The 22,511-nt window shown below is 59.1% G+C and carries 20 protein-coding genes and 1 riboswitch; of the genes, 9 read left to right on the top strand and 11 right to left on the bottom strand.

Annotation, left to right across the window (positions count from 1 at the left end; genetic code table 11):
* Positions 1-182: 182 nt before the first annotated feature.
* Positions 183-581, bottom strand: a complete 399-nt coding sequence (locus AWB69_RS18785) for a DUF3331 domain-containing protein (protein WP_062087400.1) — start codon at positions 579-581, stop codon at positions 183-185.
* A 568-nt stretch (positions 582-1,149) separates the two neighbouring features.
* On the opposite strand from AWB69_RS18785, the gene AWB69_RS18780 reads away from it, so the two are divergent.
* Positions 1,150-1,806, top strand: a complete 657-nt coding sequence (locus AWB69_RS18780) for a TetR/AcrR family transcriptional regulator (RefSeq protein WP_062087398.1) — start codon at positions 1,150-1,152, stop codon at positions 1,804-1,806.
* Positions 1,807-2,266: 460 nt separating this feature from the next.
* Here the strand turns inward: AWB69_RS18780 and AWB69_RS18775 are convergent, their stop codons facing one another.
* From AWB69_RS18775 to garD, 3 genes are all read right to left on the bottom strand, one after another.
* Complete coding sequence (locus AWB69_RS18775) at positions 2,267-3,310, bottom strand: LacI family DNA-binding transcriptional regulator (RefSeq protein WP_062087396.1); 1,044 nt, start codon at positions 3,308-3,310, stop codon at positions 2,267-2,269.
* A 28-nt stretch (positions 3,311-3,338) separates the two neighbouring features.
* Positions 3,339-3,536, bottom strand: a complete 198-nt coding sequence (locus AWB69_RS18770; RefSeq protein ID WP_062087394.1) for a hypothetical protein — start codon at positions 3,534-3,536, stop codon at positions 3,339-3,341.
* Between the two features lie 83 nt (positions 3,537-3,619).
* Entirely contained in the window at positions 3,620-5,209 is a 1,590-nt protein-coding gene (garD, locus tag AWB69_RS18765) for a galactarate dehydratase (protein WP_062087392.1), read from the bottom strand.
* A gap of 193 nt (positions 5,210-5,402) precedes the next feature.
* On the opposite strand from garD, the gene kdgD reads away from it, so the two are divergent.
* The 4 genes from kdgD (at position 5,403) to AWB69_RS18745 (ending at position 10,778) form a co-directional block, all read left to right on the top strand.
* A complete protein-coding gene (gene kdgD / locus AWB69_RS18760; RefSeq protein ID WP_062087390.1) occupies positions 5,403-6,320 on the top strand; it encodes a 5-dehydro-4-deoxyglucarate dehydratase in 918 nt (305 codons plus the stop codon).
* Positions 6,321-6,555: 235 nt separating this feature from the next.
* Entirely contained in the window at positions 6,556-7,926 is a 1,371-nt protein-coding gene (locus AWB69_RS18755; RefSeq protein ID WP_062087388.1) for an MFS transporter, read from the top strand.
* 92 nt (positions 7,927-8,018) lie between these two features.
* Positions 8,019-9,572, top strand: a complete 1,554-nt coding sequence (locus tag AWB69_RS18750) for a methyl-accepting chemotaxis protein (RefSeq protein WP_062087386.1) — start codon at positions 8,019-8,021, stop codon at positions 9,570-9,572.
* Positions 9,573-9,683: 111 nt separating this feature from the next.
* Complete coding sequence (locus AWB69_RS18745) at positions 9,684-10,778, top strand: lactonase family protein (protein ID WP_062087384.1); 1,095 nt, start codon at positions 9,684-9,686, stop codon at positions 10,776-10,778.
* Positions 10,779-10,808: 30 nt separating this feature from the next.
* Here AWB69_RS18745 and AWB69_RS18740 read toward each other — a convergent pair whose 3' ends face one another.
* The 4 genes from AWB69_RS18740 to AWB69_RS18725 all read right to left on the bottom strand — a co-directional run bounded on the left by AWB69_RS18740 (position 10,809) and on the right by AWB69_RS18725 (position 15,912).
* Positions 10,809-12,065 carry an MFS transporter gene (locus AWB69_RS18740; protein WP_062087382.1) on the bottom strand — a complete coding sequence of 419 codons (1,257 nt, stop codon included), beginning with the start codon at positions 12,063-12,065 and terminating at the stop codon, positions 10,809-10,811.
* 1 nt (position 12,066) lies between these two features.
* A complete protein-coding gene (locus AWB69_RS18735) occupies positions 12,067-12,519 on the bottom strand; it encodes a GAF domain-containing protein (protein WP_231937162.1) in 453 nt (150 codons plus the stop codon).
* Positions 12,520-12,669: 150 nt separating this feature from the next.
* On the bottom strand, positions 12,670-14,079 hold the full coding sequence (locus AWB69_RS18730; RefSeq protein WP_062087378.1) for an MFS transporter: 1,410 nt from the start codon (positions 14,077-14,079) through the stop codon (positions 12,670-12,672).
* 48 nt (positions 14,080-14,127) lie between these two features.
* Positions 14,128-15,912, bottom strand: a complete 1,785-nt coding sequence (locus AWB69_RS18725) for a gamma-glutamyltransferase family protein (RefSeq protein ID WP_062087376.1) — start codon at positions 15,910-15,912, stop codon at positions 14,128-14,130.
* A gap of 219 nt (positions 15,913-16,131) precedes the next feature.
* On the opposite strand from AWB69_RS18725, the gene AWB69_RS18720 reads away from it, so the two are divergent.
* A complete protein-coding gene (locus AWB69_RS18720; protein ID WP_062087374.1) occupies positions 16,132-16,809 on the top strand; it encodes a FadR/GntR family transcriptional regulator in 678 nt (225 codons plus the stop codon).
* Between the two features lie 166 nt (positions 16,810-16,975).
* Here AWB69_RS18720 and AWB69_RS45875 read toward each other — a convergent pair whose 3' ends face one another.
* On the bottom strand, positions 16,976-17,116 hold the full coding sequence (locus AWB69_RS45875) for a hypothetical protein (RefSeq protein ID WP_231937161.1): 141 nt from the start codon (positions 17,114-17,116) through the stop codon (positions 16,976-16,978).
* A 109-nt stretch (positions 17,117-17,225) separates the two neighbouring features.
* Between AWB69_RS45875 and AWB69_RS18715 the strand changes: the two genes are divergently transcribed.
* Both AWB69_RS18715 and AWB69_RS18710 read left to right on the top strand, forming a co-directional pair.
* Positions 17,226-17,981 (top strand): SDR family NAD(P)-dependent oxidoreductase, encoded by a 756-nt coding sequence (locus AWB69_RS18715; RefSeq protein WP_062087372.1) that lies wholly within the window; start codon positions 17,226-17,228, stop codon positions 17,979-17,981.
* Between the two features lie 218 nt (positions 17,982-18,199).
* Positions 18,200-18,427 (top strand): hypothetical protein, encoded by a 228-nt coding sequence (locus tag AWB69_RS18710; RefSeq protein ID WP_062087370.1) that lies wholly within the window; start codon positions 18,200-18,202, stop codon positions 18,425-18,427.
* A 359-nt stretch (positions 18,428-18,786) separates the two neighbouring features.
* Here AWB69_RS18710 and cobF read toward each other — a convergent pair whose 3' ends face one another.
* Together cobF and AWB69_RS18700 are read right to left on the bottom strand one after the other, a co-directional pair.
* Positions 18,787-19,560, bottom strand: a complete 774-nt coding sequence (cobF, locus tag AWB69_RS18705) for a precorrin-6A synthase (deacetylating) (RefSeq protein ID WP_062087369.1) — start codon at positions 19,558-19,560, stop codon at positions 18,787-18,789.
* Between the two features lie 31 nt (positions 19,561-19,591).
* Positions 19,592-21,523, bottom strand: coding sequence for a TonB-dependent receptor domain-containing protein (locus AWB69_RS18700; protein ID WP_062087367.1), 1,932 nt, complete (start codon positions 21,521-21,523; stop codon positions 19,592-19,594).
* Positions 21,524-21,850: 327 nt separating this feature from the next.
* A riboswitch (adenosylcobalamin (AdoCbl) riboswitch) is annotated at positions 21,851-22,001 on the bottom strand.
* 133 nt (positions 22,002-22,134) lie between these two features.
* Between AWB69_RS18700 and AWB69_RS18695 the strand changes: the two genes are divergently transcribed.
* Positions 22,135-22,473 (top strand): Lrp/AsnC family transcriptional regulator, encoded by a 339-nt coding sequence (locus AWB69_RS18695; RefSeq protein WP_062087365.1) that lies wholly within the window; start codon positions 22,135-22,137, stop codon positions 22,471-22,473.
* The last annotated feature ends 38 nt before the right edge of the window (positions 22,474-22,511 follow it).

Here is a 22,511-nt window from a genome sequence, read left to right as displayed (position 1 = left end):
CCAGTAACGCGATGCGCGCCCGCATCACATCTCGCTGTGCGGCCGTCTTGCGCCCGATCAGTGACAGCAGTTCCTGTCTTTCTTTCTTCGCCAGCTTCACTGGCGTTGCATGACGGCCTCGGCTCATCCCGCCATGATAAAAACGGACCGTTAAATATTCAACTTATTTAAGGGATGTTGTACTAGGACTGGCCGGACGTGCCCTGCGGCACCAGCTCGGACGCGATGATCATCGCGCCTGCATTTCCGGGCGGCGGCTGGCAGGTCGCCGGCCGATATATGAAGTCACCCGGCTTGATGGACTTGCCGCTCAGCACGCATTCGCCACGTTGTTTGGCCAGGGCTACCCGCCACGTCTGATGGCCGTAATAACCTGAGAGCGGGTCGCACCATGAGACCGTGGCAGTGCGTGGCGTGGGCAGTTCGATCACGCTGACCATCAGGGCCGCGTGATCGGTCCAGCTGGTTTTTGCCGGACGCCGCTGGGCGATTCTCGTTGCTTCATCGGCGACTTGCTGGGCGCGTGCGTTATCGAGCAACGCAACGGTTCGGGACCATGCACTGGTATGTTTCTCGAGCATCTCACCTTTCCTTTACAAGAAATTCCGGGCAGCCGGCATCATCGGTGTCGCGACGAGGCGATCACGTCATGCGGATTGTCGGTCGCACAAGACCACTGATTCGTTCAGCCGTTCACACCAGGACCGCTTTGCCAAATCATCCAAAGCCTGCTGGCGCCGCCGGTAAAGCATGGCGTGACTCAGAGAAACCGAAGCTGCCGGGCGTGCCAAACGCGTTGTAGCCGCACAGCGAGACTGGCGGCCCAAAGTCGTGGAACGTGAGGTCCGGGAGTTTGCGGGCAGCGGTTTTTGCTCCCGCTCCCACCCCGATCCAGTCCGGCAGATACCGCGCCGGATGTTCAGCGTCGGTCAACGTCAGGCGGGCGCAACTCGCCCATGACGAAGATCCGTTTGTCCTGCAAGGTCGGTTGACCTGAGCCATCAAAATATTCAACGAGTGATGAATTATGAGATAGTAGGGCACTCGGGCGGTCGATGTCAAACGCCGCGCGGACCGATGCAAAGGTGGGGCGTTTTGTGTCGGTTAAACTTCGGGCTCGCCTCACAAAATTGGAATCCGGATCGAACCATGACAGCTTCTACCGCACTCCCGGAGCAGTCCGCCAAGGAGAAACGCTCACGCGGACGGCCCGCCTGCAGTGCGATAGCCGGCTCCGACGCGTTGCTCAAAAGTGCGCGGCAAGCGTTCGCCAAGCGCGGGTTCGAGTCAACCAGCGTGCGGGAAATCGCGCGGGACTCGGGCGTGGATCCCGCGCTCATCGCGCATCACTTTGGTTCGAAAGAGGCATTGTGGATCGCGGTGGTCGACCAGATCGCGCAGCACGCCGCGCCCATGATCGAGGCAACGGGCAAGCTGCGCACCGCCGATATGACCAACCGTCAGAAGGTGGAGCGGGCGCTGGGTCTTTTTGTCGACAAGGTGTTCAGCGAGCCGGATGTAGGGATGTTTTTCTCGACCACGGCAACCGAGCAGGGCGAGCGCCTGGATGTCCTGATGGAACGCCTTCTGCGCCCTTATCACGACGTGTTTGTCCCGCTTCTCGTCAATGCGATGGATTCGGGCGAACTGGCGCCCAACGACCCGGAGGTGCTGTTCGCCGTGCTGACCAACGGCGTAGGCAAGACGGTTTCGTACAGTCACGTTCTGTCGGTATTTTCTCCGCTTCCGAAAGATCCGGCGAAGTTCAAGCAGACCGTGCTTGCAACCGCGCTCAGCATGCTTTGAAGGCGGTGCGGGCAATCAAGCGGGTTCTGTAATCACTCGCCGCTGAATTCGTACGCACCGCTTATCTGTTTTCAGCATCGCCCAAGCAGCGGAGCGTGAAGGTACTGACGTTGTTGCGGACACGACTGATGATCGGATGATGGCGCGGTTGGCCGCACTGGCCGTAGCCGGCGCGCGGGAGATTGAAGCAGCGTTGATATAGAGGATGGTTCAGCCCGGGAGGGGCTGAAACACATTTATGAGGAGAGCGCGGGCAGGTTATTGCAGGCGAAAACGTCCACGCGTGTTCGTTGATAGAAGTCGATTTATGATTTGACATAACATAAATTATCAACTTTTAAAAATGTTGTTAATACATAACAGAGGCCGACATGAAGGTTGCCAACCATCTCAAGCCGGAGTTAGCGAGACCGCTCGGGCTATGGCACCGGGTCTGGTGCGAATGCCAATATCGGACCGCTCAAGCACTATCCCGGTCAATAATCGCAAAGCCCGTATCCAGACGTACCGGATAGCGCTTCCCTTGATTGTCATTGGAGAACCGCTCAAGCAAGGCCACTGCAGTGCGCGCGCCGATGGCGGCGCCGTCGACACGCACGGTCGACAACGCAGGATAAACGTGCGCCGCCGTGTTCAGGTCGCCAAATCCCATCACGGCCAGATCCTGAGGGACCTTCAATCCGCGGCTTGCAGCTTCCGCAAGCACCCCTTGCGCGAGCGTATCCGAACTGCAGACAACAATCTCCGGCGCGCTTCCCTTCAATAGCGCCGACACCCCGTCGCGTCCCACCTGCAGCGTAGCTGGAGCGTGACGTATTTCAAAAGGAACGTCGTTGATGTCGTGGCGCTGCATCTCGTGAATAAAGCTGTTGGCACGGCGAAGCGCGCGAGGATCGTCGACCGATAAAACGCCGAAACGTCGATAGCCCTTTTTAATGAGGTGTCGTGCAAGCTCCTCCCCAAGCTTCTCGTGTGAAAAACCAATCACGATGTCAATCGGGGTATCGGTCAGGTCCCATATCTCGACGACGGGAATCTTCGCCCGGGTAAGCCGTTCGATGGTGGAATCCGTGTGGTCGGTACCCGCAAGCACGACCCCGTCCGGTCGGCGCCCCAGAATGGCCTCGACAAGCGCCTCCTCACGCTGCGGCGAATAACCTGTCAATCCCAGCAAGGTTTGATACCGCGAAGTGGTCAATCCGTCCATCAACGCCTGGACGGTATCTGCAAAAACGGAACTGGCGATCGTAGGCAACAGGACTGCGACCAGGCGGCTCTTGCTGCTTGCGAGCCCCCCTGCCAGCATGTTTGGCACGTACCCGGTCGCACGGACCGCATCGAGCACCTTCTTCTGTGTTGCGCTGCGGACGAGTTCGGGCCGATGCAACGCGCGGGATACCGTCATGGGAGCGACGCCGGCAACGCGGGCAACATCGATCAAGGTCACACTCTGAGCAGGACCGCCAATTGCATCGCCCTGCTTACCATCGTAAATTTGCTGCATCCCGACCTCTTCGGTAACGCTGGCGATTCTAACGTCTACCACTGTTATCCCAGTGTTTCCCGGGCACAGCCATCAGTCGGTCCATCCCGTCAGCCAATGGCATCTGACGCCCCCTGCTGCGGTCGATGATTGGCGCGACGACGGACAGCGCTGCGCGATCGAGATAATTGAGCACGCCGGCAAAAAACAACAGCGCGGCCACCACCCACCGATAGCGGGATTTCATGTCTCCTCCTCGATGGCACTGCGCGTGCAGCGCTATCCGAGACGTCGTTTCAAACAGTCTGTACTACTGCTTGCTGGCCGCCATCAGGTCACTGGAGCCGGATTGAACAGAACAAGGGCGTTATGCAGCTTCAGTTTTTCCGCGCACGTTTGCTTGCGGCCACTCGCTACTTCGAGCATCAGCCGAAATAACTCCCAGCCGACGTCTTCGATGGTCGCGTCTCCTGTTGCGATGGTGCCGGCGTTGATGTCCATCAAGTCATGCCAGCGGCGCGCCAGGTCCGAGCGTGTTGCAACCTTGATGACCGGCACCTCGGCCAGACTGTATGGCGTGCCACGTCCGGTCGTGAAGACATGCAGGTTGATACCTGCCGCGAGTTGCAGCGTTCCGCAAATAAAATCGCTCGCCGGTGTCGCCGCGTAGATCAAACCCTTCTGCTTCACTTTCTCGCCAGGAGACAGCACCCCCGAAATGGCAGCGTTACCCGATTTGATAATCGAGCCCATCGCCTTTTCGACGATGTTCGACAACCCGCCCTTCTTATTACCCGGTGTCGTATTCGCGCTGCGATCAGCGCTGCCACGTTGCAGGTAATCGTCGTACCAGCGCATCTCGCGGATAATCGCCTCCGCCACTTCCGGCGTGGCCGCGCGACTGGTCAACTGGTCAACGCCGTCACGAACTTCCGTCACCTCGGAGAACATGACGGTGGCGCCTGCGCGAACCAGAAGGTCGGTGGCAAATCCGACCGCCGGGTTGGCCGTGAGTCCCGAGAATGCATCGCTGCCGCCGCACTGCACGCCGACCACGAGATCGGCCGCCGGACAGGTTTCGCGGCGTCGGTTATTGAGCCTTTGGAGGTGACCCTCGGCCATCTTCATGATCGAGTCGATCATCGACTGGAAGCCGACATGGGCATCGTCCTGCAGGACCACGACATCGCCGTTCAAGTCATGCGCGAGCTCGCCGATGTCGGCCACGTCGTCGACGTTGTCAACGGTCGCGATCGGAATCGTCCCCGGCGGCATCAGCCGCTCCGGCTGCAGCTTTTCGCAACCGAGGCTCACCATCATCACTTCTCCGCCGAAGTTCGGATTCAGGCTGATGTTGCGAACCGTGCGGATGGGCACCATTGCATCCGGTGCATCGATAGCGACACCGCATCCATAGGTGTGTCCGAGGCCAACGACATCGTCGACGTTGGGGTAACGCGGCAGCAGTTCGGCCTTGATCCGCACGACCGCATGCTCGACTACGTCGGCCACGCATTGGACGGTCGTCGTAATCGCAAGGATATTGCGTGACCCGACTGAACCGTCCGCATTTCGATACCCCTCGAAGGTGAAACCCTCAAGGAGCGGCATCGCCGGCGCTTTAACCGTCGCGATGGGCAAGCCTTCAAGCCCCGGCGGATCTGGCATGCGAATCACGTGCTCGTTGATCCAGCTGCCCTTGGGCAGCGCCTTGAGCGCATACCCGATCACAACGTTATAGCGGATGACTTCGGCGCCCTCGGCGAGATCCGCGAGCGCGACCTTGTGACCCTGAGGCACACGCTCGCGCAACACGAGACCGTCTGGAAAGACCGCTCGCCCCGGGAGGCCGCCGTCATTGACAACAATGGCGACGTTGTCCTGCGGGTGAACGCGGATGTAGAGAGGGGCTTGCTCCATTCGACTCATCCTTTTCCAGATTATTTAAACATTGCCTCTTACAACATCTGTCATCATACAACGATTGCGCAATCATTTTGCCACGCAAATCGACAACAATGCAGTAGTATCAGTACCTACAGCGTTCTATTTGAAAGCACACTGCAAATGTTGTACGATGACTAACAATTAAGAGAATTTGGACGCTTTACTCATGACAACACCGCAAGAACTCAAGCAAATCGTGTCGGATGGCCTGCTGTCCTTCCCTGTCACCGACTTTGACGAGCAAGGCGACTTTCGCGCCGATACCTACGCCGCGCGCCTCGAATGGCTTGCGCCTTACGGCGCAACTGCCCTGTTCGCCGCAGGTGGAACGGGGGAATTCTTTTCTCTGACTAAAACCGATTACTCGAACGTAATCCGCACTGCTGTCGAAACCTGCCAGGGCAAAGTGCCCATACTCGCCGGTGCCGGCGGCCCCACGCGCGTGGCAATAGAGTACGCGCAGGAAGCGCAGCGGTTGGGAGCAAACGGTGTCTTGCTGATGCCACATTACCTGACGGAAGCCTGTCCGGAAGGCATCGCCGCGCACGTTGAACAGGTGTGCAAGGCGGTGAAAGACATCGGCGTGATTGTCTACAACCGCGCCAATTCAAAGCTTAACGCCGACGTGCTCGAGCAACTGGCTGACCGTTGCCCCAACCTGATCGGCTTCAAGGACGGCGTAGGCGAGATCGAGAACATGGTGACAATCCGCCGCCGCCTGGGCGATCGCTTCGCGTACCTCGGCGGCCTGCCGACTGCTGAAGTCTACGCAGCCGCATACAAGGCACTCGGTGTGCCAGTGTATTCGTCGGCAGTGTTCAATTTCATTCCGAAGACCGCAATGGACTTCTATCGGGCGATCTCGGCGGACGATCACGCAACGGTCGGCAAGCTGATCGATGAGTTCTTCCTGCCGTATCTCGCCATTCGCAACCGTCGTGCCGGTTATGCGGTAAGCATCGTCAAGGCGGGCGCCAAGCTTGTCGGCCACGGCGCAGGCCCGGTGCGCGCCCCGCTCACCGATCTCGACGAAGACGAAATGGCCCGGCTCGACGTGCTCATCAAGAAACTGGGCGCGCAATAGCCCGATAAGCAGATCGCTCAAGAGCAGTGCAACTGCTTATGGAGCATGAGCATGCAGTGACAAACGAAAAGTGCCGGCAACGCATTCGCGCCCGGCACTTTTCCTAAAAGCAACGAAGCATTGATTTATTGATTCCGGCATTCGTGCAAAACGACCCACACGGTCGCCAGCGTCACGGACAGTCCCGCGCATCGATATTTCAATGCTATCCAGCTGGAACGATCGGAGACACACCATGCAATCAAGCCGCTCTGCAAGCATTGCCGGCATCGCCAAGCGCACGAACGTCCGGTACCTGATCTTGCTGATGATCTTCATCATCACCACACTCAACTACGCCGATCGCGCCACACTGTCGATCACCGGCTCAGCCATGCGCAGCGAATTTGGCTTGGACGCGATTCGCATGGGTTACATCTTCTCCGCATTTAGCTGGGCTTATGTGTTGTCGCAGCTACCGGCCGGCTGGTTGCTCGACCGTTTCGGCGCCCGCCGCATGTATGCCGCAAGCATTTTCCTGTGGTCACTTTTCACCCTGCTGCAAAGCTCGATCGGTCTCGCGGGCAGCGCGGGCGCTGCCGTCATTGCATTGTTCGTGTTGCGTTTTGCGATGGGCATGGCCGAAGCACCCGCCTTCCCCGCAAACGCGAAGGTGGTGGCAAGCTGGTTTCCGACCGCCGAGCGCGGCACCGCCTCGGCCATCTTCAACTCGGCCCAGTATTTCGCTGCGGTTATCTTCACGCCGCTCATGGCCTGGATCACCCATTCGTTCGGATGGCAAAACGTTTATCTGGTAATGGGTGTCGCAGGGATTGCGCTTGCCCTGACGTGGCTCAAGGTCATGAAGAACCCGAGCGATCACCCTCGTGTCAACAAGGCCGAACTCGAGCACATAGAGAACGGCGGTGGCCTGGTTCATCCGCAAAGAAAGACTGCCTATGCCAATGCGGGCAGCCCCGGAACCTGGTTTTATGTGCGCCAGTTGATGTCGAACCGCATGCTCCTTGGCGTGTACCTGGCCCAGTATTGCATCAACGTCCTGACCTACTTCTTCCTGACGTGGTTTCCGATCTACCTCGTCCAGGCCCGTGGCATGACCATCCTGCAAGCCGGACTCACCGCCTCATTGCCCGCGATCTGCGGCTTTACGGGAGGCGTGCTCGGCGGGGTCTTTTCAGATGCGCTGATCCGGCGCGGTCATTCGTTGACGATTGCGCGGAAGGTCCCGATCGTTGGCGGCATGCTTTTATCCGTGTGCATCATCGGATGCAACTATGTGACGACAGACTGGGTTGTCGTCGCGCTGATGTCGCTGGCTTTCTTTGGGAAAGGTATTGGTGCGCTCGGCTGGGCGGTGGTCGCGGACACATCGCCCAAGGAGGTGATTGGCGTGTCCGGTGCGATCTTCAACATGTTCGGCAATGTCGCAGGCATCGTGACGCCGATCGTGATTGGTTATCTCGTTGCCAAGACCGGATCCTTCAACGGCGCACTGGTGTTCGTCGGTATTAACGCGCTTCTCACCGTGTTCAGCTATCTGGTTATCGTCAAGAAGATCGAGCGGGTCGAACTGCGTGCTCCGTTAGCTGCCGGAACCAACCCTTAAGACCTTGCATCAGGGTGCAATGGCGGCGCATGGGTCAAGTTCAACCATGGCCCGCCGTTAACCCAGTAAGGTCGACCATCCAAACTAAAAATATGCGAAACGTGACAATCCGCTCCAACCTGCTAGTGGTGCTTTTCGTATTCGCCTCAATGATCGTTGTGGGCGCGATCGTGGGAGTGCTTATGCTCGGCCGCGCAAACGACAACGCCCGTCGCCTGCATCAAATCGCCGAACAGGAAATCCTGGTCAACGACGGTTATAAGGACACGACACGCACGCGTGCGGCGCTCACGCGTGCTTATTCCGCGCTCAAGGAGCGCAATGACACCGCCACGCGCGACTCAGCCTTGAAAAGCGCGCAGGTCACTTTCGATCGGGCCGCCGCTGAAACAAGCACATTTCGCGACGCGCCTGGTTTCGCCGGTCGGGATGAGACGCTACAGCGATCGCTTGTCGAGTCGTCGAATGTTCTGGCGGCCCTGCTAACAAAAGCAAGCGAGGCCCTGCGCGGTGGTGACACAACCGCGTATGCCGCGATCAACGACAAGGAAATAACGGGCGCAGGCGCAAAATATTCATCGAACGTCGAAGCCTTTCAGAATCTCTCGAACTCCTTGATGAAAGACACCCTGGCGCAGGGCGAACGCGAACATGGATGGGTGATCACCCTGGTGGTCATCGGCGTGATCGGAGCGCTTTGCCTGATCGCGGTCACTCATCTCGCGCTTCGGCGCATCGTGATCGACCCGCTGAAGCGGGCCGTTGCCTCTCTCGACCAGATTGCCGCGAACGATCTCACGAGCGTGATTCCGCAAAGCGGCCGCAACGAAATCGGGCAACTGTTCGATGCCATGCGCCGAATGCAGCTCGGCCTGTCGGACACCGTGATGAACGTGCGCTCGAATTGCGACGCGATCAATACCGGCGCGCGCGAGATCGCCGCGGGCAACATAGATTTATCGAGCCGGACGGAAGAGCAATCGGCGTCGCTCGAAGAAACGGCTGCGAGCATGGAAGAACTGACCTCGACAGTCAAACAGAACGCCGACAACGCTCAACAGGCGAGCAAGCTGGCGGCGACAGCCACCGGCGTGGCGCAACGCGGAGGCGAAGTAGTCGGGCGTGCAGTTGCCACGATGAATGCCATCAGCACGAGCTCCAACAGGATCGCCGAGATCACCGGCATGATCGACGGCATCGCGTTCCAGACGAATATCCTGGCACTCAACGCCGCGGTGGAATCGGCACGGGCCGGAGAGCATGGACGCGGTTTCGCCGTGGTGGCAACGGAAGTGCGCACGCTCGCGCAACGCAGTGCGAATGCGGCTAAAGAGATCAAGACGTTGATCGGGACATCGGTGCATGACGTACAGCTGGGTAATGGCCTGGTCGTGCAAGCGGGCAACACCATGACCGAGATTGTCGACGCGGTTCAAAAGGTCGCCAGTCTGATGAACGAAATTACAGCGGCGAGCCTTGAGCAGAGCGAGGGTATCGCTCAAGTGGGAAAGGCGGTCAGCCAGATGGATCAGGTGACCCAGCAGAACGCAGCGTTGGTGGAACAAGCGGCTGCGGCTGCCAGTTCGCTCGAACAGCAGGCGAAACAAATGGCCGACGCGGTAGCGGCCTTTCAATTGAGCGAGTAAGCAGCTTAAGAATACGCTTGCTCTCAAGCATGTTCAGGAACGTGCGGTCTTTTCTTCGACCTGTCCAACGTCTGCGCCTAGACGAAACACCTCACCCGATTTAATCCGTCCATGAAAATAAAAACGACCTTGCGCGTCATTGCTGCTGCACTCACGTTCGGCATCCTTATGAGCTCGGTGCAAGCAGCAACCTACCTCTATGTGTCGAATGCCGACAGCGAAGATATTTCAGTGCTCCGGCTCGATCAATCGAATGGCGCACTTTCGAAGGTCGAGACGCTGCCGGTCGGCGGAACCGTCATGCCGCTGGCTCTTTCCCCTGACCACCATCATCTCTACGCCGGGTTACGCTCCAAGCCGTATCGCGTACTCAGTTTTGCGATCAACCCGCTGGACGGCCACCTGATCCTGCTCAAGACCTCGCCGTTGGCCGAGAGCATGGCCTACCTCTCCACCGACGCTACGGGCCGCTATTTGTTCTCCGCTTCGTACGGCGGCAATCTGCTTTCCGTGAATCGCATTGACACGAATGGTTTAGCGGGCGACCCGCAGCAATCCGTTCCAACGGGGCCGATGGCCCATGCAATCAGGAACGCCCCCGATAACCGGTATGTGTTTGCCTCTGTTCTCGGCTCCGATGCGTGGCTGCGCCTGAAATTCGATGCAGTGACCGGCCAACTCGCGCCGGATGCGACGCCCGCATATACATTACCGCCGAAATCCGGCCCGCGTCACTTCGTCTTCTCCCCGGATCATCGGTTTACCTATCTGATCGATGAGCTCGACGGCAAGCTGCATGTTCTGGCTTTCGATGCCGCGAATGACACAGCCAAGCCAGTGCAAACTGTCTCGATCGTCCCGCCAGACTTTTCTGGCGATAAGCCTTGGGGTGCCGACGTTCATCTGACGCCGGACGGCCGCTTCCTGTTTGCATCTGAACGGACATCGAGCACGCTTGCGTCGTTTCGCGTCGACAAGAAATCGGGCACGCTCACGCGAATTGGCACATGGCCGACTGAGAAACAGCCGCGTGGATTCAATATCGATCCGTCGGGAAACTATCTGCTGGCAGTAGGACAATTGTCGACACAGATGAGCGTATATCGCATCGACAAGCAAACCGGCGCGCTCAAGGCGATCGGGCAGTATCCGGTTGGCAAAAACCCGAACTGGATCGAATTCGCGCAATTTGAGGGGACTCTGTAGCGTTCCGTCGCGCTAAGGCGGCAGAGTTGGCTAACGCTGCGTGTCATGCAATCGATCGGGAATAAACAGTGCGGTTACACCGCTTAAAAAGAACACGGCACCGACCACCAGGAAACCGATGCCGATCGAAAACTGCGTGGCCAGGTAACCGATGACGACGGGCGCCGCGCCCGAGCAGAAACGACCGAGGTTATAAGAGCCGCCTACAGCCGTGCCGCGGACTGAGGTGGTGAAACTCTCCGACATGAAGGTTCCGATCGTCCCCAACGGCACGCCGTACATGAAGCCGAAGAGGAACATGAGATAGATGATGTTCTCGCGTGTGTGCCAAAAGATAATCACGGGAAGAAAGATCGCCGCGCCCATGCAGCCAAGAACGTATACACCGCGTCGACTCCAGCGGTCACCGAGCCACCCGGCGACGATCTTTCCCGCGAACGCGACCACATACGTGCCAATCATGTACCCGGCCATCGAACTGAATTTCATGTGCAGTTCTTTTTCCAGGTACGTAGGCAGCCAGTTGTTCAGGCCATAGAACCCGGAAAGCGCGAACACCGACGCCAGGGTCCACAGGATGAACAGCATCCGTGATTGCCTATTACTGAAAATCAGGTAATAGCGACTCCTGGCAAGCCCGCGTTCGTTCGTGCGCGCGGCAGTGCGGCTCGCCAGCCAGCTTGCCGGTTCGGGCACGAAGAATTTTATGGCCAGCGCCAATAGCACTGGCAGCGCGGATACGTAGTACAACGTACGCCAGCCATAGTGCGGCAAGATCCAGTTGCTCAGCGCGATGACGACAATGTAACCAGCCGAGATGCCGGTTTGCAACGCACCGAGAATCAGCGAGCGCCGTTCCATGGGTACGTATTCGGCAACCAGTGTGGTGACCAGCACCATGGAGCCAATGCCCAGCGAACTGACAAATCGCACCACCGCGAATTCGAGGAAATTATGCGTCAGTCCCAGCATGCCGGCGCCAAGTGAAAAAAGCGCCAACGCCCACACGACCACCCTTACCCGGCCCAGACGATCGCTCGCCCAGCCGCCGATAATGCCGCCAATCGCCATGCCGCACAGCGTCAGACTTCCCAGCGCCCCTGACTCGACATTGCTCAGTCCGAATTCGTCCTTGATTCGCGTGAGCGTCAGGCCGTACATCATGACGTCTGCGCCATCGGCTATGAGCGCGAGATAGGCAAGGACGAAGACAAGCAGCCAGGAACCCTGGGCCTCGAAGTGTTTGGCCGGCGTGGACGCTCGGGTGACGCGATTGGTCGTGTCCATGTCAGCGGCCGGTGAAGTCGCGGGCTGACATCGTATGGCACTTGACGAGCGCAGCGGTAAGGAAGGAGCCAATTAGCAAGCCGATTTCCTCATGCCTCGCCGTATACCACCCTTCCCTGTGCGTCAGGTTCATCGTGCCCACGCATACGCCGTCGTAGGCGATCGGAATATTCAATATCGATCCCAGGCCCAAGCCAATCATCACCGCGTGATCGTCGAATGCATCCTGGATGCCTTGCGGCGTTGCTGCGCGAAAAGGCTTGAGGCCCAGCAATACCTGGCTGGCCCACGCAGTACCCTGTTTTTGCTTGCGCCCTCCAGTTGGATAGACGTCCGGCATGTTTGTATAAACTCGCTGCACCTCAAGGCGCTGCGCATCGTAGGACATGATCGTGAACAGCCTGAGGCCAATTGTGCGTTCCGCCACGGCATGAACTGCACGAAAAATCTCCATGGGCTGATCCTTCAACCGCAAGGCAATTGCCAGGCGGTCAAGGTCCGCGTTCTCAGGCGCTCGGGTAGTGGACGCCGCTGGCGCCGCGAGCGCGATCTCATTGATGTGCATGGACTTGATGTGGGGGTGATGTAAAGGTGGGGACTATGTTCAGCCGTTCATTTCGGTGGAACCGAGCGGGCGTCGCACATCCTGCTGCTCCAGACCACCCTCCTCGATGTCCTCCAGTGACCGGTTGCGGGTCTCGATGCCGAGAAAGCCCACTACGCAGGCACCAATCAACAAAACCGTCGTGGTCATGGCGAACACGCCCAGAAAGCCAAGCGTGGGATAGACAAGTCCCACCAGAATGGGCGCACTCACCGAGCCAATGCGGCCAAACGACGAAGACGATCCGGTGCCGGTTGTGCGAACCGCTGTCGGAAAGACTTCAGGGGTGTACGCATAGACACCGGCGAACGCGCCGTTCATGAAGAACGACAGGAAGATGCCCGCGCTCATGATCTGCAAGCCGCTGTGAGAGAACGCAAGCGTGATTGCCGCGACTCCGCCCAGCAGCATGTAGGACGCCACCACGGCCTTCCGGCCGATCCGTTCATTGAGCCATGCGGCGGAAAAATACCCCGGAATCTGCGCCCCATAAATGGCGATTGAATAACCGAAGCTTTTCGTCATGGTGAGTCCCTCCTTGAGGAGCAGACTTGGGATCCATGAGAAGAACGAGTAGTACGCGAACGCAACCGAGAACCACATCAACCAGCTCACTGCGGTAGTACGTGCGAGGCGCGGCGACCATAGCGTGAGCACGTTCTGCAACGCGCTGTTTTTTGTGGGCGCGGATACGGCAACCTGGCCGAGCGACGCAACGGGCGCCAGGGGGATGCCCTTGTCACTAAACCACGACTCAATGGCACTCACTATACGGTTCGCCTCGGCAGCGCGGCCCTGACTCTCCAGCCAGCGCGGCGACTCGGGCAAAGTCCTTCGCCACCACAGGAGCATGACAACGGGCAATGCAGTCACCACCGCCATGTATCTCCAGCCATCGGCAAAGTTTCTCACCACCGTGAAGCCGACTATGGACGAACCCAGATAACCGAACGACATGAAACCGACCAACGCGCCGCAAAAAATGCCCCGGTAACGTCGAGGCACAAACTCGGCGAGGAATGGTGCTATCACCACCGTCTCCGCGCCGGAGCCAAAGCCAGCAACTATTCGTAATGCAAAAAACGTGTGCCAGTCGTTGGCGGCGGCGCTCGCGAGCGATGCAACGCAGTAGATCGCAAGCGCCGTCATCATGATGCGGCGACGACCGATCAGATCAGCAAGCACTCCCGATAAAAATGCCCCGAAGAAGTATCCAATATAGGTACTGCTAGCGACCAGGCCAGTTTCAGCACTCGTCAGGTTCCAGAGCTTGCTGACGACCGGCAGCAGAAATGCCAGCGACGATGAATCGAGCCCATCGAACAGATAGCCCAGCCCGCCGATGAGCAGTAGTTTCCGGTGGAAACCCGACAGAGGCAGTCTTTCGAGACGATCGGCGACAGCAGACACGGCATGTTCTCCCTGAGGGAATTGGATAGGGTTTTGCGGATGCGAAGCTTATCGCCCGATAGCGTATGCCTGCATCTGGCGAGGCGTCGCCGCGCCGCGCATCAGCCCTCCCCGGACCCCGACCGCGCAGACGCGGCCCAACGACCAGGGCTCGGCGACAGTCAGGTCATGTCCGCGCGCGCGTAACCCGGCTAGCGTGCTCTCGGGAAAGCGCGACTCCGCGGACATCTTGCCCAGTTGCATCGAGCGCGGGTAGAACGAGCCGGGGAAATGAGCGGTCTGGAACGAGGGTGCATCGGCCGCGGCCTGGAAGTTCATGCCGGCGTGCACATGCCGGAGAAACAACTGGATTGACCACTGGTCCTGCTGGTCGCCGCCCGGTGTGCCGAACGCCGCATAGGGTTTGTCTTCCCGCGTGACCAGCGTGGGCGAAAGCGTGGTGCGGGGACGGCGCCCCGGACCCAGCGACGACGGCAAACCTTCCTCCATCCAGAACATCTGCGCTCGCGTGGTCACGTTAAAGCCGAGACCGGGCACGGCGGGCGAAGCCTGCAGCCATCCACCCGACGGGGTTGCCGAGACCATGTTGCCCCAGCGATCGACCACGTCGAGATGAACCGTATCGCCGCGCAGTTCGGGCAGGGGTGCGAACGTCGGTTCGCCCTGGCCGAACCCGCCCGATTGCTGTTTTCCCGCGAGCGCCATGATCAGCGCTGCACGCTGCTCGCTATCGCCCAACCTGCCGGGACGGAACTCGAACGACGCGCGTGCCGGGTCGATCAGCCGGCGCCGCTCGTCGTTGTAGGTGTCACTCAGCAGCACGTCCATGGGCACTTGTGCGAACCGGGGATCGCCGTAAAACACCTCGCGGTCGGCGAACGCGAGCTTCGAGCATTCAATTATGGTATGGACGAAATCCGGTCCCATTGGATCCATCGCGGTGAGATCGAAACCCTTGAGGAGCGCGAGCTGCTGCAGAAACATGGGTCCCTGGCCCCATGGGCCGGTCTTGTGAACCCGGAAGCCCTCATAGTCGTATGAGACCGGATCTTCGTAGGACGGCTCCCAGCGAGCAAGATCGTCCGCGTTGAGCAGGCCGTGGTTGCGCTGGCCGGAGGTGTCGAGAACCGCGGTCGACCGGAAGTAGCGGTCAATCGCTTCAGCCACGAATCCACGATAAAAAACCTTGCTGGCCAGTTCGCATTGCTCGGCACGGTCACGCCCGGTGTTCGCCTCTTCCAGGATGCGCTTGTACGTGTTTGCAATCGCCGGATTGGCGAAGAGCTGGTTCGGCATGGGTGCGTCGCCATTGCGCAGCCATTGCTCAGCCGACGTGGTCCATTCAGTCTGGAAGAAATCCTTGATTGCAAGGATTGACGAGGTCATTCGCGGGAGAACCGGATAGCCGTTTTCCGCATAGCCGATCGCGTAGCTCATCACGTCTGCAAGTGGCAACTGGCCGTAGTCGCGCAGCATAAGCATCCAGGCGCCAAAAGCGCCAGGCACGACGGCTGGCAACAACCCCGTCCCTGGAACGACCTCCAGACCTAGCTCGCGCATGCGCGGTATGGTCATTGCCGCGGGCGTCACGCCCTGCCCGCACAGCACGCGAACCCGTTTTTCGCGCGCACTGTAGAACACGACCGGCAGTTCACCGCCCGGTCCATTCAGATGCGGTTCAACGATCTGCAAAACAAAACCTGCCGCCGCTGCGGCGTCGAATGCATTGCCCCCTCGCTCGAGAACGGCCATTGCCGACGCACTGGCCAGCCAGTGCGTGGAGGACACCATGCCGAACGTGCCAATCAGTTCCGGGCGGCTTGTGAACGACATACCCAACTCCTTTTGGGGCGACAAGCAATCGCTAAATGAACCAATTCTTATTGGTTCATAAGAAACAAAATACAATGCTATATCTGACGATACCAGCCTTCAGTTGGTTATAACCCTGATTTCAGGCCATTCTAGTAGATAAAAAATATCCGTGGTTGTGTGAAAACAGATCAATTTCTGTTACTTTTGAACCAATCCTTATTGGTACAGAAAGAGAAAATGGAAAAACCACTGCTGGACAGGCTGCAGGAATACATCGTCGACCACCAGCTCAAGGACGGCGACGTGCTGCCGCCCGAAAGACGTCTCGCCGAAGACCTGGAGGTCACCCGGCGAGAACTTCGCGCAGCGCTTGCCTCGCTGGAGGCTTCGGGGCGTGTGTGGCGAGGTGTCGGCCGCGGCACCTATCTGGGCGCGCGGCCACTGAAGTTTGCGTCGACGCTACGCGGGCTTCGCGCGGGAGCCAGTCCGGCGGATATAGCGGAAATGCGGCTGCTTTTCGAGCCGGCGCTCGCAGGACTTGCGGCGGCGAAAGCAAGTGGGGACGACTTGCTGGAACTTGAGAAATGCGCGCGGAAGAACGCCGCCGCAAAAAACGATGAAGAGTGGCAGCAATGGGATCATCGATTTCATTTGCTGATCGGACAGGCTACGCGCAACCCCGCTCTCATCGCCTTGATGGAAGCCATCAATGGCATGCGGGTCAAGCCGGATGTGCGTGAAAGAACCGCGGCCCAGGAGACCCGGCGCTATTTCGCCCAACAGCACGAGAATATTGTCAGCGCCATGAAAGCCCGCGATGGCGAATTGGCTGCACGGTCCATGCGCGAGCACCTGTTGAGCGTTCAGTGGCGCACGTCCGTTGGGCGAGACGATGCCACTGAACGCGCCGGCTGACGAACCTGCCGCAGTGGCTTATTGAGTCGCTTCGTTGATGGCGAGCTCGGACCCGGTCATGGCAGCCTCTGAATGAATGAGTGGACATCGGGCCTGGAGCGCTGTGCGCTCTGCCCTGTCCTTGGCTTCTGTTTGATTCGATTTCGTTACCCGCACCGAGCCGCGCTCATTTGGCCAGCACCGTCAGTAGCTGCTGCTTGACGATGGCAGTCGCGCGAGGCTGCCGCCCGAACTCGTACCAGCCGATATGACGGCGCCACGTGGCGCCCGGAATGGGCTTCACGCACAGCAGGGGTCTTCGCTCCACGCTGCGTGACGCAGGCGCATTCGCCAGCCGCTCCTGGTCGAGGAAGAATCAGGGGGATATTAAGCGGGTAGCATGCTACTCACCCTATTTGCGCAAGAGAACGAACAACATGAGACTGAAAGACCGGGTTGCCCTGATTACTGGTGCTCAGCGAGGTATCGGACATGCAATAGCGACAAGATTCGTGGCCGAGGGAGCCAAGGTTGTGCTTGCCGATATAACGGACGCGACGGCAGAAGCCGACGCTCTTTGCACCTCAGGCGGCGAAGCGTGCTACGTTCGAGTGGATGTATCGCTGGAGTCCGATGTTAGTCAAATGGTTCGCCTGGCTGAAGCCCGATTCGGGAATGTGGATATCCTGGTCAATAACGCGGGCGTCGAATTTGCGAAAACCGTTCTCGACACGACTGTTGATGAATGGGACCGGCTTATGGCGGTTAACCTGAAAGGGGTTTTCTTGTGCTCGAAGGCTATCATCCCATCGATGCAAATGCGCGGCCAAGGCGTCATCATTAACATCGCATCCGAACTGGGGCTGGTTGGTGAGGCGAATGTGGCCGCCTACTGTGCGTCAAAAGGCGGAGTGGTCATGTTGACGAAGGCGATGGCGATTGATCACGGCCGCAGCGGTATCAGGGTGAATTGCCTTTGTCCCGGACCCGTCACGACACAATTGCTGGAGGACGTGTTTTCCAGCAGCCCCGATCCCGCCGGCCTGCGACGCTCATTCGAAGCCTCGACCGTGCTGGGGAGAATTGGCTCGCCTGACGAGGTTGCTGGTGCGGCCGCTTTTCTGGCGAGCGACGACTCCACCTTCATGTCTGGTGCAAATCTTGTCATTGACGGAGGATGGACGGCGCGGTAAATCTGGATCGCGGAGCTTGACTGCATAGCCGGACCGCGAGTCCGGGCGCTTGTCCATAGCCATCGGGGTATGGATCGACGTCATGTCGGGAGAAGTCTCCGCCCGCTAACAGCGGTGCCAGGATCTACTTGTGTTTCCGGTGCCTCGCAATGCTTGCGGGCGGGACAGGAAGCAGCGTCTATTAACGCCGCTTTAACTGCGGCAAGGACACGTTGCTGATGAATCTGTATTTTATGAACCAGCGAGAGGCCATCAGGTATCTCATGGAAATCCGGCGCGAGGCGTTAGCCAAGCCGGGTTCGGACGTTATTGTCAAAACCCATTTGCACGAAATCCCGGGTGTTGAAGGTGTTGAACGTGTCCTGCTCGACATAAGGGCCGGCCGTGCCTCCTATTTCGTGGAATGCGACTCGGGGACGGAAAACCGGATTGTGTTCATTACGTGAGCGTGGCGCCCCTGCTGATCTCGGCAGGCTTGTCTCGCGGGAAGCCGGTCACGCGGCTTCGAATCGCTACGTTTGCTGCTACTTCTTAAAGCTACTTAGTTCTCCGCTCGATGTCGAACCCATAGCATTTCCTCGTCGGACGTGTGGCTGAAGACCATCGCGCAAACCTCGCGCTGACTATCCGGGATCCGAATACCGCTGGCAACGTGCTTTCCCGATGATACCGACCGGTGGCTACGCCGTATGACACTGTCGCTTGCGGCTGTCGCATCGACGCCATGCCTCGTCAGTCACCCCGATCTCCGTCGCATGCCGCGTATTCAAACGGCGGTCAATACTGCCCCACCCACCGGAGGCGACTAGTTATCCCCGCGGGACCTGTTCCTTCGCATCAGATAACTATCCATGATCCAGCCATTCGCCTTGCGCGCTTCCGTACGAAGCCGGTCGATCTCGCCGGCGACATCCTTGAGTTTTCCGGACACCAGGATCTCGTCCGGCGTGCCGATATAAGCACCCCAGTAGATGTCGATATCCTGATCAACGAAACGTTTGTAGGCGCCTTCGGCATCCAGCATCACCACCACGCTGTCGACGTTGTCCGGGAACCCTTCGGCTATCCGCCTCCCCGTCGTGATCTCGATCGATTCTCCAATGCGGGTCAACGGTATCTTGTGCTGAGCCGCCAGAGCCTGAATACTGCTTATCCCCGGGATCACTTCATACACCAGATCGTGACCGCCCTTCTTGATGATCGCGTCAATGATCCGGATGGTGCTGTCGTACAGCGCCGGGTCGCCCCATGTCAGGAACGCCCCGCATTCGCCGTCGGACATCTCTTCGGAGATAAGCCGCTCGAACACGGCCTGCTTGTCATCGTTAAGATCCTCCACGCTCGCCCGATAATTGACGACGTCTCGTACTCGCTCGGGACTGGTTGCCTCGGCAAAGCGATAGTCGCTGCCCTTGATGAAACGCCGGCAAATGTCCTTGCGCAACGCGATCAGCTTTTCCTTGGCGACACCCTTGTCCATCACGAAGAAAACATCGACTTCGTTGAGCGCGTTGACCGCCTGTATGGTCACGTAGTCGGGGTTTCCGGCGCCAATTCCAATGATCAGGATTCGCTTCATGAAGATGTCTCGATCATATGATGATAAGTAGTCAGAACGTATACGCGATTTTACCGAACGCCGTCCGGCCCAGCGTGTTGTAACCGTATGCGGTCACATACTGCCGGTCAAAGAGATTGGACAGGTTCGCGGACACGGTGAGATGCGAATTGACCCTGTAGGCAGCACGCAGGCCGACCGTAGTGTACGACGGCAGATAAATTGCGTTGGCCTGGTCATCGTAAGTCGATCCGCCGTAAAGCAGCGAGACGCCCGTGCTCAGCGCGTGCAGCTGGAACTCGTCCCACGTATGGTCGATGCTCAGGCTGACGGTCTGGCGCGGACGACGGTTAAGCCAGGTCTGGCCGGTGACATCCTGCGGATTCAGGACGCCGATCGCGAGACTGACCGGCGTCGAGTTGCCGAGCGTGCCCTTGTACGACAGGTCGATACCCTGAATATGCGCACGGCCTACGTTCACAGGAAGATAAGTCACCGATTGATAAGCAATCAGATCGTGCACCCGGGTGTCATAAAGAGCAGCCGTAAAGGTCCCGAACGACGTGGTGGCATCGAGTGCCGCCTCGACCGTGTCGCTGCGCTCGGGCAGCAGGTTCGGGTTCGCGTAACCCGGATAATACAGGTCGTTAAACGTGGGCAGGCGGAACGCGTTGCCGTAGGAAATTCGCGCGGTATAAACCGGATTGATGGCATAAGAAACGGCAACATTGCCCGTATTCACCGACTGGCCCTGGATGATCTCGTGGCGGCCCGCAAGAAACACCGTCAATGCACCCAGCGTGACTGACTGATGAAGCGATACGGCGGAATCGTTGCGCGTCGGCACGCCCGTCGGAATGTCGACCGGCAGGAAGGCTTGCTCGCGGGTGAAGTCGTAGGCGAGCTTGGTCTCGCCGGACAGGGGCAGGCTGAAGAGCGTGAGTCCGCGTTCCTGATGGGTCAGCGAGGTCGACGAGCCAAGGCGCGTGGAGTCGATCTCATCGGTCGGGATAGCCCGGTTGTTCGCATAGAGGAACTGGCGATCCGTGGCGTAGCCGACCGACTGGTCAAACTGCGTAAACGGCGTGATATCCAGGTGGAACGCAAGGCCGGTCGTCAGTTGATGATCGAGCTGACGGTCGTCCCCGCCGGCGTTGTCGTAGGACAGGTCGGACCGGTGATAGAGCGCGAATGTGGAGATCGACCAGTTGTCACGCGCGTAGCCAAGGCGTGCATCCACGTCCTGGGCATGGTACGGGTTACGGCCATCCTCATGCCCGTAGGCCCATGGCTGGGTCGCATCGATTCCCGCGGTGTTGTAGTCGTGCAGGCCCAGCGAGTAGGTCAGTCCGGCCAGCGCAGCGAGCGGACCCGTGGAAGGAATGCTGCCAGACGTGCGGAATTGAGTGTCGAACGTTTTGTTGGAACCGCCACCCGTGGAAATGGTGGTCTGGTTGGGCTGATTCGACGCGCGGTTGGTAAAAAGCTGGATAACGCCGCCCACTGCATCCGCGCCAAATGAAGCGGCGGCCGGCCCTGAGATCACTTCGACGCGGTCAAAGGCAGCGGTCGGCAGGTCCGCCCACGCGGCCTGGCCGGTGGTCGCCGAACCCACGCGGATACCGTCTATGAACACGGCGACCTGGTTTCCCGATGAACCGCGGATGCTGACGGAGGCCAGCGAGCCCGGTCCGCCGTTTTGTGAAACGGTGACGCCGGGCAGTGTCGCGAGGGCCTGCGTGATGCTCGGGTCACTGGGCGACAAACGGTCCAGATCCGCGCGTGTCAAGACTTGTGTGGACGCGTATCGCCCGTCGAACGATTGCGGCAGGTGCTGCGTGTCGCCGGTGACAAGAATATTCGGCAGCGTGGCCGAGTCCGGAAGCTGCGCCGGCTGCGGCAACGACGAGTCTTCGGTGGCCTGTGCAACCTGCCATGCCGAAACGGTCAGCGCGGAGGTGAGGATGAAACGACGGAACTTCATGCGGGAGACGCCTTGTTATTCGAAGATTGGATGCCAGCCCTGCCCGGCTGCGGAATCCACAACACAACGCAATGCAATGGCCTGCTTCGACGAGACCAACCGGCGGACATGCGCGGCGGCGAGGATATCGTCGCGTTGCCATGAGCGCTATCGCGAAGCGGATGCCGGCTCATGCCTGAGCTGTTGGCCGTGCAAAAGCGACCAAGCGGACAAACGGGCAGCGGGTTCAGTGATGCGGGGACGTGTTCACCGCGTTACACCAAGCTGGACAATCGAGTGAATGCCGGCGTGGCTGTAAGCCAGGATCGCGGGCAGTATCGGTCATATGAATGTCTCCCGGGGAGTGCGCGCCCCAATGTCAGAAAGAGGTATACGACGCCGAGGTCTGACTTCCGGTTTGCGCTGCAACCGGTCACAGTGGCGCGACCGTGCTGGATTTGCACCAGCTTCCACGGGTCGTAAGCGCGCATTTTACTTCTGATTTTCCGCTTGACACCATCAAGCCCGCGCTCTCGACCATGTGTCGGCGTGCATGCCACGGCAGCGTGAGATGCCTACACCGTGTTTATTGCGCCCCTTCACTTCGCTTACCGTTCCAGAAAATGGGGTGATTGAAGGCGTCGCCGCGCGCGAATTCGTATAAGGTCGGCTATCAGGTCACGGCGATCATCGGCATCACAGTCGCGCAACCCGCCAAGGCCAAATTTACGAAAGTGCTCGAAGGCATTGCTGAAGTGCTCGAGTGTTATCACGTAACCGGTGCGGACTCTTACCTGATGAAACTGGTCGCCAAGGATGTGGCGCACCTTGAACAACTTATCGGGCGGATTTATTTGTATGGCGAGACGCGGACGTCCATCGTCATGTCGACAACGATTGCACCGCGGCCGCTGTTGAAACCCGCAGCGCCGCAGCCGAACCGGTCGCGCCGGCCGTCCAGTTTGCCCTGAACCCGTGAGCTAGCAGCGGCCGCTTGACGCCACCGGCG

The sequence above is a fragment of the Caballeronia udeis genome, assembly GCF_001544555.2.
Classification (GTDB): domain Bacteria; phylum Pseudomonadota; class Gammaproteobacteria; order Burkholderiales; family Burkholderiaceae; genus Caballeronia; species Caballeronia udeis.
Note: the sequence above shows the minus strand (reverse complement) of the source record. Positions and strands in the feature narration are given on the sequence as shown.